This window comes from Histidinibacterium lentulum, from assembly GCF_003789055.1.
Lineage (GTDB): Bacteria > Pseudomonadota > Alphaproteobacteria > Rhodobacterales > Rhodobacteraceae > Oceanicola > Oceanicola lentulus.
On record NZ_ML119081.1, the window covers coordinates 530059 to 543502 of the forward strand.

The window sequence follows — 13444 nt, forward strand, 5'->3', positions numbered from 1 at the left end:
CGGAGGGGAAGGTTCGGCGGAGGAAAGGCGATGCGCGCGACGACCACCGCTCTCCTGTCCGTCGCGGCCCTCGGGTTTTGCAGCGTGCTCGTGATGCGCTGGGATCTGGCGACTCCCGGTCTTTCGCGGATGCTCGTCGGTCCCGATGGCCGGACCGGCGGCGCCGCATCGGACCTCCGTCTCGTCCTCGGTTCAGTCCATGGAACGGCGTCCCTCTGCCTTGCGGCGCTGGCAGGATGCCTGAGCGCGCGCGTCGCCCGCCGAGCGGGCGTACCGATGGCCGGGACCGTGGCCCTGCTCGCCGCCGTCGCCGCGGTCCTGCTGCCGGTCGGCGCGGCGTTCGGACCGTCCGGACCTCTGCGGCTCTCCCTGTCGGACCTGCCCCGCGCGGACCTGCTGCCCCTCGGGCTTGCCGAGGCGATCACCCCCGCCCGCCTCGTCACCCTCGCCACGGCCTTCGCCGGTCTCGGCGCGGTCATGCTCGCGGCCGCGCTGCCCGGCTTCGGCTGGACCGGTCCGATGATGGCGGTGCTCACGCTGATCGCGGCGGCCCTGATCCTCTGGCGGCCGGAGGCGGGCGCCCCGGCGGCGGTCCCGCCTCTCCTGACCCTGCTCGCCGTCACCTCGATGCAGCTCATGGAGGAGGACCGCCCCGCGACACCCTATCTCTGGTGCTTCGCGGCCTTCGGGCTCGGTCTCTTCGGCTGGGCTTCGGTCGCTCTCGGCGAGAGCCCGGCGGTCAGCTCCCCCGCCGCGCTGTGGCACCTCGCCGCCGCCACCTCGGCACTGCTCGTCAGCCTCGCCGCATTCAACCGCCTCTGGTCGCCCGCCCTCCCCGGCTGGATCCTCTGGAGCCATGCCGCCGGGGTGGCCGCTCTCGCCGTCGGGGCCTTCGCGCCCATGCTGGCCCTCGGTCAGGCCGGACTGCCACCCGGCGCTCCGGACCTTGCGCGGGATCATGCCGCCCTTGAGGCCGAAGCCCGGGGCTGGGGTGCCGCGCTGATCGCCTGGTGGCTGGCAGGAGTGCTTATGCTGGCCCGGGGCCGCCGCGACAGGCAGGCGACGCCCGCCGCTGACGTCACACCCGGGCCGTGACCACGTCGCGCCCGGTGAGCCGCCGGTGCGTGGCGATGGCGAAGCGGTCGGTCATTCCGGCGATGTAGTCCGAGACGATCCGCGCCAGCGTGGTCTCGCAGCCCTCGGCCGCCTCCACGTCCTTGCGCCACTGCTTCGGAAGCTGCGACGGGTCCGAGAGGAAGGCGGGAAAGAGCTCGTCGATCACCTGCGTGACCTGCGCGCGCATCTCGACGACCTCGGGCGCACGGTACATGCGCTCGAAGAGAAACCCGCGGATCACCTTCAGATCGGACCAGAGCGCCGGCGAGAACCGCACCAGCATCCGGCCTGCGGCGCGCACCTCTTCCGGGCTCCGCGGCGCGGTCTCGGCGATGCGGGCGCGGCTTTCGGCCAGCACGTCCTCCACGAGGATGCCGAAGAAACGCCGCAGCGCCTCGTGGCGGCGTCGGTAGTAGTTGAGACCGGGCCAGATCGCGTCCACCTCGGCGAAACACCCTGTCAGAACCGGAAGCTCCGCGAGCTCGTCGGTCGAAAACAGCTCCGCCCTCAGCCCGTCGTGCAGATCGTGGCTGTTGTAGGCGATATCGTCCGACAGCGCCGCCACCTGCGCCTCGAGGCTCGAGTGGGTGCCGAGTTCCAGATCGTGATGCGCGTCGTACAGGGCAAGCGCCCAGGGGACGGGGGTCGGGACGGGACCGTTATGCTTGGCGATGCCCTCGAGAGTCTCCCAGGTCAGGTTCAACCCGTCGAACTCGGCATAGTGGCGCTCGAGATGGGTGACGATGCGGATCGCCTGGGCGTTGTGGTCGAACCCGCCATGGGGCGCCATCAGCCGCGCGAGGGCCTCTTCGCCGGTATGGCCGAAGGGCGGATGACCGAGATCGTGGGCCAGGGCCACCGCCTCGGTCAGGTCCTGGTCGAGACCGAGCGTCCGCGCCAGCGTCCGCGCCACCTGCGCCACCTCGATGGAATGGGTCAGCCGGGTGCGGAAATAGTCGCCCTCGTGCTCGATGAAGACCTGCGTCTTGTGCTTCAGCCGCCGGAAGGCCGAGGCATGGATGATGCGATCCCGGTCCCGCTGGAACGGGGTCCGGAAGGCGCTTTCATCCTCGGGATGGAGCCGTCCGCGGCTCACTCCCGCATCGCAGGCATAGGGCGCTGCCATTCCGCCCCCGTATTGTGGTCCCGCGGCCTGCCCGCCGCCGCGCCGGACTAGCAGCACATGCCGGCCTTGGCGAGGGGCCGCGGCCCAAAGGCCACCACGGCGATGTGAGCGGGGGGCCGCCCTCGACACCGGAGCCGCGTCTGGCATGTGGAGACCATGGGTCTCGCGCGCCGCCTCTGCATCGTGTTCCTCTGCCTGTCGCTCCTGCCCTGGGGCGCGGCGGTGCGCGCGGGTGCCGGGGCCGAGGGCCTGCCCCCTCCCATCGCCGCGGCCCTGTCCGGCGTGGGGGCCGGGCCCGACGTTACCGTCGCTGTCGCCCCGGACGAACCCGTGCGTCAGGCCCTGCCCGCGCGGCTCTGCTTCGGACCCTCGCTCACCGGCCCCACATGCGGGTCTGGCGCCCTTCCGCCCGAAGCGCCGCTCGAGGGCCAGCGCAGATCCTGTCGCGAGATCCGCACGGTCCTTGCCGACCCGCACCTGCCCGAGGGCATCGTCCCCGACCGTCCTCAGCGACCGCCCCGCGCGGCCTGATCCTGCAAGACGCGGCGCGGGACCCTCCCGCGTCACCTGACGGATCGGACCGAAAGGACGGACAATGATCACCCGACGCCTCTTCTGCCTCGCGGCTCCCGCCGCGACCCTCGCCGCCTGCGCGCCGCGAGAGTCCCAGCCCCCGATGAACGCCCTCGCCTTCGTGGCGCCCGAGACCCCGCCCCTGCCGGAATTCTACGGCGCCATCACCACAGAGCCCTTTCCGGTCCCCGCCGTGCCCGAGGGGGTCGTGCCGCCGCGGCTCTGGCGGCAGCGGGTGGAGAACCCCTATCCCGACGAGGTGCCCGGGACGCTGATCGTCGATCCCGACGCGGGGGTCCTGCATCTGGTGGAGCCAGGAGGGACCGCCATGCGATACGGTGCCGGCACCGGCTCGGCGGCGCGCCTCTGGCACGGCACGGCGCGGCTGCAGTTCCGCCGCCACTGGCCGCGCTGGAAGGCGCCCGACAGCATGATCGCCCGCAACCCCGCGCTCGAGCCCTATTCCGTGGCCAACGGCGGCATGGACCCGGGTCCGGGCAATCCCCTTGGCGCGAGGGCGCTCTATCTCTTCCAGGACGGAGTGGACACGCTCTACCGCGTCCACGGGGCCTGCGAGCCGGAGCATCTGGGACGCGCCGTCTCCTCGGGCTGCGTGCGGCTTCTGGATCAGGATGCCATCGACCTGCACGACCGCGTGCGCGACGGCGCGACGGTGATCGTTCTGCCGCCCGGACATGGCGCCGCGATGCAGGGCATCTGGTGAGCCGTTCCCCCCGCCGCCCCTTGCGAGGGCGTGGCGGGGGGCCTACCTTCGACCCAGATGTTCCGCGGAGAGAGCAGATGCTGACCGTCCCCCCAAGGGTTACCCCCCGTGCCTTCGAGCGGCTTGCCGAGATCGGCGCCGCGTCGCAGGGCAAGGCCCTGCGCGTGGCCGTCGAGGGCGGGGGATGCTCGGGCTTTCAGTATAACATCGACCTCGACGCTCCGGCGGAGGACGACCTCGTGCTCGAGGCGGAGGGCGAGAAGGTGGTGATCGACCAGACCTCCCTTCCCTTCCTCGCGGATGCGGTGATCGACTTCTCCGAGGAACTGATCGGCGCGCGGTTCACGATCCAGAACCCGAACGCCGCCTCTTCCTGCGGCTGCGGCACATCGTTCTCGATCTGAGCGCCCCGACTCTTCGCGCGCAATCGGAGGCGAATGGTCGCGAATAGGCGGCTTCCCTCTGGCGGTCCGCCGGCGCTGAAGGCAGGATCGCTCCCATGAAGATCGCGACATTCAACATCAACGGCGTCAAGGCGCGGCTGGCGGCCGTGCTCGACTGGCTCGACGCCGCCGCCCCCGACGTGGTGCTCTGCCAGGAGATCAAGTCGGTCGACGAGACCTTCCCCCGGGAGCCCTTCGAGGACCGGGGCTACAACGTGGAGACCCACGGTCAGAAGGGATTCAACGGCGTGGCGATCCTGTCGAAGCTGCCGCTCGAGGACGTCACCCGCGGCCTGCCGGGGGACGAGGAGGACATCCAGGCGCGCTGGATCGAGGCTACCGTCACGGGCGAGCGGACCTCCCTGCGCCTCTGCGGCCTCTACCTGCCCAACGGCAACCCCGTCCCGGGGCCGAAGTTCGACTACAAGCTGGCCTGGATGGAACGGCTCGAAGCCCGCGCCCGCGCGCTTCTCGCCTCCGAGATGCCCGCCGTCATGGCCGGCGACTACAACGTCATCCCCGACGCGCGCGACGCCGCCCGCCCCGAGGCCTGGCGCGAGGACGCGCTCTTCCGTCCCGAGAGCCGCGCCGCCTTCCGGCGCCTGCTGAACCTCGGTTTCACCGAGGCCTTCCGCGCGAAGACCGCTGCGCCGGGTCATTACACCTTCTGGGATTACCAGGCCGGCGCCTGGGAGCGGAACAACGGCATCCGCATCGACCATGTCCTTCTGACGCCCCAGGCCGCCGACCTGATCGAGGACATCCGCATCGAGAGCGAGGTGCGCGGCCGCGAGAAGCCGTCCGATCATGTTCCCGTGGTGATCGACCTCGCGGCCTGAGCGACCGGGGCTCGTCACGTTCCAGTATGTCAGGCCAGATGAGACCGGGACCTCCGCGGTCAGGCGGTGACGTCGTGCCCGTAGAGCCAGCGCAGACGCCCCATGAAGGCACCGGGCGCCACCCGCCCGATCGCGCCGAGAGCCATGAGCGCGGCGCTGCGCGCGGGCTCGCGCAGGTGGTAGTTGCGCGCATTCGCATTGGCGGCCTCGATCGCGCGGCTGACCCGCCGGCGCCGCTCGGACCCGTAGGCGTCGAGCGTCCCCGAGGCGGCATGGCGCGCCAGCACCCAGGCATCCTCGAGCGCGAGATTGGCCCCCTGGGCCAGGAAGGGCAGCGTCGGATGGGCGGCGTCCCCCGCCAGCGCGAGCGCACCGTCGCCCGAGGACCGGTGCCAGACCCCGGCGACGGGATGCCGGAAGAGGCCCCAGACAAGGCAGCGGTCGACCTTGGCAAGAAGACCCGTGACCCGGCCCGTCATGCCACGGAAGACATGGCGCAGATCGCCCGGATCGGCCTCCCGGTGCCATCCCTCGGCGGTCCACTCCCGCCGCTCCTGCACGGCCACGATGTTCACCCGCCCGCCCGGCAGCGGATAGGTCACCACATGGCGGCCCGGCGCCATCCAGATCCGCGCGACCGGTGGCGCCTCGCCCTCGACCACCGCACGCCAGGCCACCTGGCCCGTGAAGACCGGATCGCCCGGACCGTCGAGCACCGGCCGGACGCGCGAGCGCACCCCGTCCGCGCCGACCGTGAGCCCCGGCGGTACCCGCCACGGCCCGGCCTCGAACGCGCCGGTGGGCGCGACGGCGGCGATCCGTGCGCCGAGATGGAGGCCGACGCCCCGCGCGCGGGCGGCCCCTGCCAGGATGTCGATGAGATCGGCACGGTGAAACACGCGGTAGGGCGGTCCCGGCTGGCCACCGAGGTCGAACCGGGCCACGCGACGACCGGAGAGACCGTCCATGGGCTCGACCGCCTCCAGAGGAAGGCCTTTCGCCGCAGCCGCGTCCTCGAGGCCCAGGGCATTGAGGACGCGCGCGCCGTTGGGTGTGATCTGGATGCCCGCGCCGACCTCGGCGAAGGCCTCCGCCTGTTCGTAGACGGCCGCGTCAAGCCCGTGGGCGCGCAAGGCCAGGGCCGTCGCCAGCCCGCCGATCCCGCCGCCGATGACGGCCACGGGGCGGGAGGCGGGCGCGGCGCTCATCGGCTCAGTCGTCGCGATGGACCTTCTCGCGCCGCTCGTGGCGTTCCTGCGCCTCGAGGGTCATGGTGGCGATGGGGCGCGCGTCCAGCCGCTTGAGGCTGATCGGTTCGCCCGTCATCTCGCAATAGCCGTATTCGCCGTCGTCGAGCCGGCGCAGCGCCGCGTCGATCTTGGAGACGAGCTTGCGCTGCCGGTCGCGGGTGCGCAGCTCCAGCGCCCGGTCGGTCTCTTCCGAGGCGCGGTCGGCGATATCGGGAATGTTGCGGGTGCTGTCCTTCATCCCCTCGATCGTGTCGCGGCTGTCTTCGAGGAGTTCGGCTTTCCAGGTCAGGAGCTTCCGCCGGAAATACTCCATCTGGCGATCGTTCATGAATGGTTCGTCTTCGGCGGGCTTGTAATCGTCCGGGAGGAAAACCTCGGCCTTCATCTTGTTATCCCTCGCATCGCCGGAAGCAGCCATGTGCAGGTGTGCGGTCATCCGGCGTCCCCTCAACTGGCGCCCGTTTACTCCGCTTGCCCGCACCTGTCACCCCCCAAAACCTGCCCCGGGGGCTACTTGAAGCATGGGGCTCAAGACCCGGTCCCGCATGGCGTTTTCGAAGGCGAAACGGACAGCTCCGGAGCATCGGGCCGCAGCCCTGCCGGGCGCGCCGTTCGCCCTGCGGCCGGAGCCGTCCCGGACGCCGGTGCTCAGGACCCGCGGGCGCCGTATGCCGCAAGCGCCCGCTCGCGCCCCTCCGTCGCCCCGACGACGGGCGAGGGATAGGCCATGTCGGTCGAGAGGCCCCAGCTGCGGGGGATCGCGTCGAAATAGGCCAGGGCCGTCGCGGGCGGCCGCGCCTGTCCCTCGGCGATCCAGCGCCGGCGATAGGTGCCGTCGCGGTCGAACCTCTCGACCTGGGTCTCGGGGTTGAAGACCCGGAAATAGGGCGTCGCGTCCGGCCCCGACCCCGCCGACCATTGCCAGCCCAGCGCGTTCGACGCGGGGTCCCAGTCGGTCAGATGCGTCTCGAACCAGCGCTGGCCGATCCGCCAGTGCGCCATCAGGTGCTTGGTCAGGTAGGAGGCCACGATCATCCGCCCGCGGTTGTGCATCCGGCCCGTGACATACATCTCGCGCATCGCGGCATCGACGAATTCCATGCCTGTCCGCCCCTGTTTCCAGGCCGTCACCTCGGCGCTGTCCTCGTCCTCGGACCAGGGAAAGGCGTCCCATTCCTCCCGCCAGTTGCCCGAGACGAGACGGGGAGTGTGATAGACGAGATGATAGGCGAACTCGCGCCACACGAGCTCCTTGAGAAAGGTCTCCGCATCGGCCTTGCCCTCCTCCATGGCCCTCCGGCCGGCGGCCCAGCAGGTCCGCGGCCCGATCTCGCCGTAGGTGAGGTTCTCGCTGAGACCCGAGGTCCCCTCGACCGCCGGCAGGTCGCGGGCGGCGCCGTAGTCGGCGATCCTGTGGGCGACGAAGGCGCCGAGCGCGCCTTGCGCCGCCTCCTCACCGACCCGCACATGGCCCGCCACCACGCGGGCACCGCGGTTCATGTCGGCGCCCATGGCCCAGTCGTCGAGCCGGTCCGGATCCGGCCAGCGATCCGGCGGCCGCAGCCGCCCCGGCGCCGCCTCGGGCGGACCGGGATCGCGGCCCCGCACGGCCTTCCACATGGGGGTATAGACCCGGTAGTACCCGCCGGTGCCGGTCTCCACGGTCCATGGCTCGAAGAGCAGGTGCCCGGGGAAGGACCGCGCCTCGACACCGTCCGCCTTCAGCTCCGACTTCACTTCCTTGTCGCGACGGATCGCGTCGGGGTCGTAGAGCCGGGTCCACCAGACCCCCGCGGCCTCCGTCTCCCGCACCAGCCCGCGCAGCACCTCGAGCGCGCGGCCCCGGCGCAGGACCAGGCGCAGCCCGGTCCTGTCCTCGAGCCGCGCCGCGAAGCTCTCCACGGCGAGCCCGAGCCGCCAGCGAGGAGCGGCGCCGTGGCTCTCGACCACTTCGTCGTGAAGGAACACAGGGATCAGAGGGCGGCCCGTCGCGGCGGCGGCGGTCAGCATCGGGTGATCGGAAAGCCGCAGGTCGCGGCGGAACCACAGGATCAGGGACGCATCGGTCATGGCGGCGAACCTAAGCCGCCGCCGCGCGACGAAAAGGCGGCGCCCCGGTCTTCGGGACGCCACCTGTCGCCGTCGCGCGGTCCGGGCGCCTCGCGCCTATTCCGCCGGAGAGGCGGGCGGCGTCGACTTGAGGAGCGCGCGCTCGCTCATCAGCCCCCGGACGATCGCATAGCAGATGAGCAGCAGGACCACGGTGAACGGCAGGCCGGTGGAGATTACCATGGCCTGCAGGGCCCCCAGTCCCCCGCCGATCAGCAGCGCGATGGCCACCAGACCCTCGAACGTGCACCAGAAGATCCGCTGCGGCACCGGCGCGTCGATCTTGCCGCCCGCGGTGATCGTGTCGATCACCAGCGACCCCGAGTCCGACGAGGTGACGAAGAACACGATCACGAGGATGATCCCCAGCGTCGAGGTGATCGCCGCCAGCGGCAGGCTTTCCAGCATCGCGAACAGCGACAGCTCCGGGCTGTAGGTCTCGATCACGTTGGCGATCACCGCCGAGGTGCCCGGGTTCGCGACCATGTCGTTGATCGCCGCGCCACCGAACACCGCCATCCACAGGACGCAGACGAGGCTCGGGATGATCAGGACACAGGTGATGAACTCGCGCACGGACCGGCCACGGCTCACCCGGGCGATGAACATGCCCACGAAGGGCGACCAGCTGATCCACCAGGCCCAGTAGAAGGCCGTCCAGCCCTGCCGGTAGCCGTCGTCCTCGCGGCCGAAGGGCATCGAGAGCGGCACCACCTCGCGGAAATAGGCGCCGATGCCGGCCACGAACTCGGTGAGGATCGTGGCCGCGCCCGCCGCGAAGAGCACGAAGATCAGCAGCAGGAGCGCGAGGCCCATGTTGATCTCCGACAGCCGCTTCACCCCGCCGTCGAGACCGCGCAGCACCGAGATCAGCGCCACGATGGTGATGGCGACGATCAGGATGACCTGCACCGTGATCGTGTTGGGCACGCCATAGATGTACTCCATGCCCGCATTGGCCTGCTGCGCGCCGAAGCCCAGCGAGGTGGCGAGACCGAAGAGCGTGGCGAAGACCGCGAGAATGTCGATGACATGGCCCCACCAGCCCCAGACGCGTTCACCGAGGATCGGGTAGAAGGCCGAGCGGATCGTCAGCGGCAGGCCCTTGTTGTAGCTGAAGAGCGCGAGCGCCAGCGCCACCACGGCATAGATCGCCCAGGGGTGCAGCGCCCAGTGATAGGAGGTCGCGGCCAGCGCCATGCGCCGGGCCTCCTCGACATTGCCGGCGATCAGCGCGCCGTCCTCGGTGAAGGGTCGCACCGTGCCCAGGGGTTCGTCCCCCCAGGGCGTGGCGAAGTAATAGGCCGGCTCCAGCACGCCGAAGAACATCAGCCCGATGCCCATGCCGGCCGCGAACAGCATCGCGAACCAGCCGAGGTAGGAGTAGTCCGGCCGCGCATCGACCCCGCCGAGGCGCACGTTGCCCAGCGGCGTCACGATCAGCAACAGGCAGAAGATGACGAAGATGTTCGCCGCGCTCATGAAGAACCAGTCGAAGTTCGAGGTCAGCATCGGCCGCAGCCAGCCGAAGAACTCCGCCGCCTGACCGGGCGCGACCAGCGCGTAGGCCACGAAGGCGATGATGCTGAGCCCGGAAATGAAGAAGACCGGGTTGTGGATGTCGAGCCCGAGCGGCCCGATCTGGGTCTCGATGTTGTCCTGACCGATCTCGTAATCGGTCTCGATCAGGTCATGGGCGCCCTCCGGCGCCGGTATGCCTTGGTCTGTGCTGGTGTCGGCCATGGGCCCCCCTCGGATTCGGTTGCAGTCCGGCGCTCAGGCGCCGCGGACTAGGAAGACGGAGATCTTGGAATGCCTCGCGAGCGCGCCGCCATGGTTCGGGCCGAAGGCATCGAAGGCGCCCGGAACATGCGTGGCCATGACCACGAGATCCGCGCCGGTCTCCTCGGCGGCCTTCGCGAGGGACGCGTCGAGATCGGTCGCGGGGTCGTGGCTGACCATCGCGTGACCCGCGGCGGCATGCCCCCCCGTTTCCGCCTGTTCCGCCGCGAACGCGTCGAGCTTCGCGGCATAGTCCTCGGGCGTGTGCGCCACCCGGGTCGGTGCCGATCCGGTCACGCCCACATAGACGACCTCGGCGCCGGAATTCCGCGCCATCTGCGACGCGACGCCGAGAGCCTTGCCAAGCTTGTCCGCATGGCCGAGGTCGACCGGCACCATGATTTTCGAGAACATGTGCTCTCCCGCAGTGCTGGAGAGACACGAGCGAGCCTGCCGGCGCCCGCGCCGTCCCTCTCGTTTCTTGGTGGGGCGGCCAGGGTCCGGCCACACCCGTTGCGCCGCCCTGCAGGACGGCGTGGCGCCGCGCGAACCGGACCGGTCCGCCTGTGACGCCCCGTTGAGACAAGGACGCTAGCAGCGAAACTCCGCCGACGACAGGCCCGCGCGGCAGTTTTTTGACCGAAACCGACAGGCGAAGGTCGTTTTTTGCCCTTGCGGCAGGATCAGCCCGCGGCGACGTCCACCACGACGCGGCCCTTCACCCGGCCCTTGAGGATGTCCGCGCCCAGCTCGGGCAGCTCCTCCAGCACCGCTGGCCGGATCATGCCCTCGAGCCGGTCCATGGGCAGGTCCGATGAGATGCGGCGCCAGGCCTCGACCCTCTTGGCATAGGGCTGCGTCACGCTGTCGATCCCCAAGAGGTTCACACCGCGGAGCAGGAACGGGATCACCGTGGCCGGAAGGTGCGCGCCCCCCGCGAGGCCCACCGCGGCGACGGAGGCGCCATGCTTCATCTGCCCCAGCACCCGGGCCAGCATCGCGCCGCCCACGGCATCTATGCAGCCCGCCCAGGTCTCGGATTCGAGCGGACGCTTGACGGTCTCCGCGAGGTCCTCGCGCGGGACAAGGCGGCTTGCGCCCAGCGCCTTCAGATAGGCCTCGTTCTCGGGCCTGCCGGTGACCGCTGCGACCTCGTAGCCCAGATGCGACAGGATCGCCGTCGCCACGGACCCCACGCCGCCCGAGGCCCCCGTCACCAGCACCTCCCCCCGTCCGGGCTCGAGCCCGTGATCCTCCAGCGCCATGATCGCCAGCATCGCGGTCAGCCCGGCGGTCCCCACCGCCATCGCGTCCCGCGTGGTCAGCCCCTCGGGCAGCGGCACGAGCCAGTCCGCCCTGACCCGCGCCTTCTGGGAATAGCCGCCCCAATGGGCCTCGCCCACGCGCCAGCCCGTCAGCACCACCTTGTCGCCCGGCGCATACCGCGGGTCGTCCGAGGCCGCGACCGTGCCCGCGAAATCGATCCCCGGCACATGGGGATAGCTGCGCACCAGCCCCCCGCCCGGCCCGATGCAGAGCCCGTCCTTGTAGTTCAGCGTCGAGTATTCGACGTCCACCGTCACCTCCGCCTCCGGCAGCCTGTCCTCGGACAGCTCCTGCACGGCCGCGCGGGTGGTGCCGTCTTCGTCCTTCTCGACGACAAGGGCCTTGAACATGGATAATCCTCCTTGGCGGGCCGGCGTCAGCGGCCGGCGGGCATCAGGAACAGGTCGGTGTCCGGCATCTTTACGCCCGCCGCCGTGAGCATCGCGTGGAGCTGGCCGCGATGATGGGCCTGGTGGTTGAACATGTGCGCCACGCAAAGCGCGACCGGACGCGAGACCTCGCGCCCCGCGGCGCCCGACATCCAGGTCAGATCGCCCACGAGGTCGAGGGACTTCAGGCCGTCGGCCCAGACCCGGATGCGCCCGTCCGTCCGGAACCGCAGCGCCTCCCAGTCGGCCGCATTCCGGGCAAGCGCCACGCTGCCGCCGATGCCGCCCGCGGGCGCCTCGCCGCCGTCGAAGCGGCTCATCCAGATCAGGTCGGCCCAGAGCAGATGGTTCGCCGTCTTCCAGATCGAGCCGAAGAACGCCCCCCGGTCCCGCTCCAGCTCCTCGCGCGGCAGGGACATCAGGGCGCGCTTCAGCCCCTCGTTCTGCCAGGCGTTGTAGCGCGCCATGGTGCGGCAATACTCCGGCGTGATCATCGCGACCGCCTCTCCCGTCCGTTCTCCACGATCCGCCGCCGCCTGCGACCTCGGCGTTCGGCGGACCGGATGGTCAACCCCTGTGCATGACCCGACTGTGACAAGCGCTGCGGCGCAGCGCAAGCAGATCACCCTTGCAGCCCTGTCCGCGCATGTTAGCGTCCCGTGCGATCTGCCATGGTTCTTCGAGGAGAGACGACACCATGATTACCCGTACGCTGCTCGGCTCCGCCGCCGCCCTCGCGCTGACCGCCGCCTCTGTCTCGGCCCAGGACGCCGACCTTCTCGTGTTCGACTATCCGGGCTTCGAGGATCCCGCCTACCACCAGGCCTATATCGGGATGCACGGCGCCTCGCCGACCTTCTCCTTCTTCGGCGACGAGGAAGAGGCCTTCCAGAAGCTCGTTTCGGGCTTCCAGGCCGATGTCACCCATATCTGTGCGGGCTCCGTGTCGAAATGGATCGCCTCGGGCATCATCGAGCCTTGGGACACCAGCCGCATCGACGCCTTCGCGGACCTCAACCGCGACCTGACCGGCGAGGCCGTGGCCTCGGGCGAGCAGGAGGCCTATTTCATCCCGACCGACTTCGGCTCCACCGCCATCGCCTACAACCCCGAGGAGGTGTCCGAAGAGGCCGTCTCAACCCTCGAGGTGTTCAACAACCCGGAGTTCGCGGGCCGGCTGACCATCCCGGACAACGTCGACGACGCCTACGCCCTGGCCTATCTCGCCACCGGCGTGACCAACTGGCAGGACGTGACCGACGCCGAGTTCGAGGCGGCGAGCGACTGGCTCCGGCAGATCCACCCGAACCTGCGCACCTACTGGACCGATCCCGCGGAACTGTCGCAGCTTCTGTCCACCGGCGAGGTCCTCGTGTCCTGGGCCTGGAACGAGACCTATCCCACCATGGTCGAGGAAGGCCGCCCGATCGCCTTCGAGCGCGAGCCCGAGGAAGGCTCCTCGCTCTGGCTCTGCGGCTATGTGAACATGGTCGATGCGCCCGGCTCCGAGGACAAGGCCTACGACTACCTCAACGCGCTCCTCGCCCCGGAAAGCGCGATGCCGCTGCTCGAGGCGGGCTTCGGCACGTCGAACCAGGCGGCCCTGACCGGCGAGATCAGCGCCGAGCAGCTCGAGGCCGCGGGCCTCGAGAGCATCGACGGGCCGGTCCTCGCCCAGCTCCCCATGAGCCAGGAGCTGCGCGACAAGCAGTCCGAGGCGTTCGAGCTGATCAAGGCCGGCTTCTGATCCGGCACAATACGGCCGCC

At 70.4% G+C, this 13444-nt stretch carries 14 protein-coding genes; 6 read left to right on the plus strand and 8 right to left on the minus strand.

What is annotated here, in order from left to right:
- Positions 1-30 precede the first annotated feature (30 nt).
- On the plus strand, positions 31-1095 hold the full coding sequence (locus tag EAT49_RS02515) for a hypothetical protein (RefSeq protein ID WP_123640686.1): 1065 nt from the start codon (positions 31-33) through the stop codon (positions 1093-1095).
- Here EAT49_RS02515 and EAT49_RS02520 read toward each other — a convergent pair.
- Complete coding sequence (locus EAT49_RS02520) at positions 1079-2242, minus strand: deoxyguanosinetriphosphate triphosphohydrolase (protein ID WP_123640687.1); 1164 nt, start codon at positions 2240-2242, stop codon at positions 1079-1081. The genes EAT49_RS02515 and EAT49_RS02520 overlap by 17 nt on opposite strands.
- A gap of 156 nt (positions 2243-2398) precedes the next feature.
- Here EAT49_RS02520 and EAT49_RS02525 point away from each other — a divergent pair, with 156 nt between their 5' ends.
- From EAT49_RS02525 to xth, 4 genes are all read left to right on the plus strand, one after another.
- A complete protein-coding gene (locus EAT49_RS02525; RefSeq protein ID WP_123640688.1) occupies positions 2399-2773 on the plus strand; it encodes a hypothetical protein in 375 nt (124 codons plus the stop codon).
- Between the two features lie 64 nt (positions 2774-2837).
- Positions 2838-3539: a L,D-transpeptidase gene (locus EAT49_RS02530; RefSeq protein WP_123640689.1), complete on the plus strand. Its 702-nt coding sequence runs from the start codon at positions 2838-2840 to the stop codon at positions 3537-3539.
- Between the two features lie 80 nt (positions 3540-3619).
- Entirely contained in the window at positions 3620-3943 is a 324-nt protein-coding gene (locus tag EAT49_RS02535) for a HesB/IscA family protein (protein ID WP_484131968.1), read from the plus strand.
- 95 nt (positions 3944-4038) lie between these two features.
- Positions 4039-4821 carry an exodeoxyribonuclease III gene (gene xth, locus EAT49_RS02540; protein ID WP_123640691.1) on the plus strand — a complete coding sequence of 261 codons (783 nt, stop codon included), beginning with the start codon at positions 4039-4041 and terminating at the stop codon, positions 4819-4821.
- 59 nt (positions 4822-4880) lie between these two features.
- Here the strand turns inward: xth and EAT49_RS02545 are convergent, their stop codons facing one another.
- From EAT49_RS02545 to EAT49_RS02575, 7 genes are all read right to left on the minus strand, one after another.
- A complete protein-coding gene (locus tag EAT49_RS02545; RefSeq protein ID WP_123640692.1) occupies positions 4881-6029 on the minus strand; it encodes an FAD-dependent monooxygenase in 1149 nt (382 codons plus the stop codon).
- Between the two features lie 4 nt (positions 6030-6033).
- On the minus strand, positions 6034-6456 hold the full coding sequence (gene dksA, locus EAT49_RS02550; RefSeq protein ID WP_123640693.1) for an RNA polymerase-binding protein DksA: 423 nt from the start codon (positions 6454-6456) through the stop codon (positions 6034-6036).
- 263 nt (positions 6457-6719) lie between these two features.
- Entirely contained in the window at positions 6720-8141 is a 1422-nt protein-coding gene (locus EAT49_RS02555; protein ID WP_123640694.1) for a cryptochrome/photolyase family protein, read from the minus strand.
- 96 nt (positions 8142-8237) lie between these two features.
- Entirely contained in the window at positions 8238-9923 is a 1686-nt protein-coding gene (locus EAT49_RS02560) for a BCCT family transporter (RefSeq protein WP_123640695.1), read from the minus strand.
- A gap of 33 nt (positions 9924-9956) precedes the next feature.
- Positions 9957-10376: a universal stress protein gene (locus EAT49_RS02565; protein WP_123640696.1), complete on the minus strand. Its 420-nt coding sequence runs from the start codon at positions 10374-10376 to the stop codon at positions 9957-9959.
- A gap of 269 nt (positions 10377-10645) precedes the next feature.
- Positions 10646-11638, minus strand: coding sequence for an acryloyl-CoA reductase (gene acuI / locus EAT49_RS02570; protein WP_123640697.1), 993 nt, complete (start codon positions 11636-11638; stop codon positions 10646-10648).
- Positions 11639-11664: 26 nt separating this feature from the next.
- Positions 11665-12171 carry a DinB family protein gene (locus EAT49_RS02575; RefSeq protein ID WP_123640698.1) on the minus strand — a complete coding sequence of 169 codons (507 nt, stop codon included), beginning with the start codon at positions 12169-12171 and terminating at the stop codon, positions 11665-11667.
- Between the two features lie 203 nt (positions 12172-12374).
- On the opposite strand from EAT49_RS02575, the gene EAT49_RS02580 reads away from it, so the two are divergent.
- On the plus strand, positions 12375-13424 hold the full coding sequence (locus EAT49_RS02580; RefSeq protein WP_123640699.1) for an extracellular solute-binding protein: 1050 nt from the start codon (positions 12375-12377) through the stop codon (positions 13422-13424).
- Positions 13425-13444: the final 20 nt, after the last annotated feature.

Coding starts and splice junctions, on each gene's coding strand:
- EAT49_RS02515 (WP_123640686.1), top strand. CDS start 31: ATGCGCGCGACGACCACCGCTCTCCTGTCCGTCGCGGCCCTCGGGTTT.
- EAT49_RS02520 (WP_123640687.1), bottom strand. CDS start 2,242: ATGGCAGCGCCCTATGCCTGCGATGCGGGAGTGAGCCGCGGACGGCTC.
- EAT49_RS02525 (WP_123640688.1), top strand. CDS start 2,399: ATGGGTCTCGCGCGCCGCCTCTGCATCGTGTTCCTCTGCCTGTCGCTC.
- EAT49_RS02530 (WP_123640689.1), top strand. CDS start 2,838: ATGATCACCCGACGCCTCTTCTGCCTCGCGGCTCCCGCCGCGACCCTC.
- xth (WP_123640691.1), top strand. CDS start 4,039: ATGAAGATCGCGACATTCAACATCAACGGCGTCAAGGCGCGGCTGGCG.
- EAT49_RS02545 (WP_123640692.1), bottom strand. CDS start 6,029: ATGAGCGCCGCGCCCGCCTCCCGCCCCGTGGCCGTCATCGGCGGCGGG.
- dksA (WP_123640693.1), bottom strand. CDS start 6,456: ATGAAGGCCGAGGTTTTCCTCCCGGACGATTACAAGCCCGCCGAAGAC.
- EAT49_RS02555 (WP_123640694.1), bottom strand. CDS start 8,141: ATGACCGATGCGTCCCTGATCCTGTGGTTCCGCCGCGACCTGCGGCTT.
- EAT49_RS02560 (WP_123640695.1), bottom strand. CDS start 9,923: ATGGCCGACACCAGCACAGACCAAGGCATACCGGCGCCGGAGGGCGCC.
- EAT49_RS02565 (WP_123640696.1), bottom strand. CDS start 10,376: ATGTTCTCGAAAATCATGGTGCCGGTCGACCTCGGCCATGCGGACAAG.
- acuI (WP_123640697.1), bottom strand. CDS start 11,638: ATGTTCAAGGCCCTTGTCGTCGAGAAGGACGAAGACGGCACCACCCGC.
- EAT49_RS02575 (WP_123640698.1), bottom strand. CDS start 12,171: ATGATCACGCCGGAGTATTGCCGCACCATGGCGCGCTACAACGCCTGG.
- EAT49_RS02580 (WP_123640699.1), top strand. CDS start 12,375: ATGATTACCCGTACGCTGCTCGGCTCCGCCGCCGCCCTCGCGCTGACC.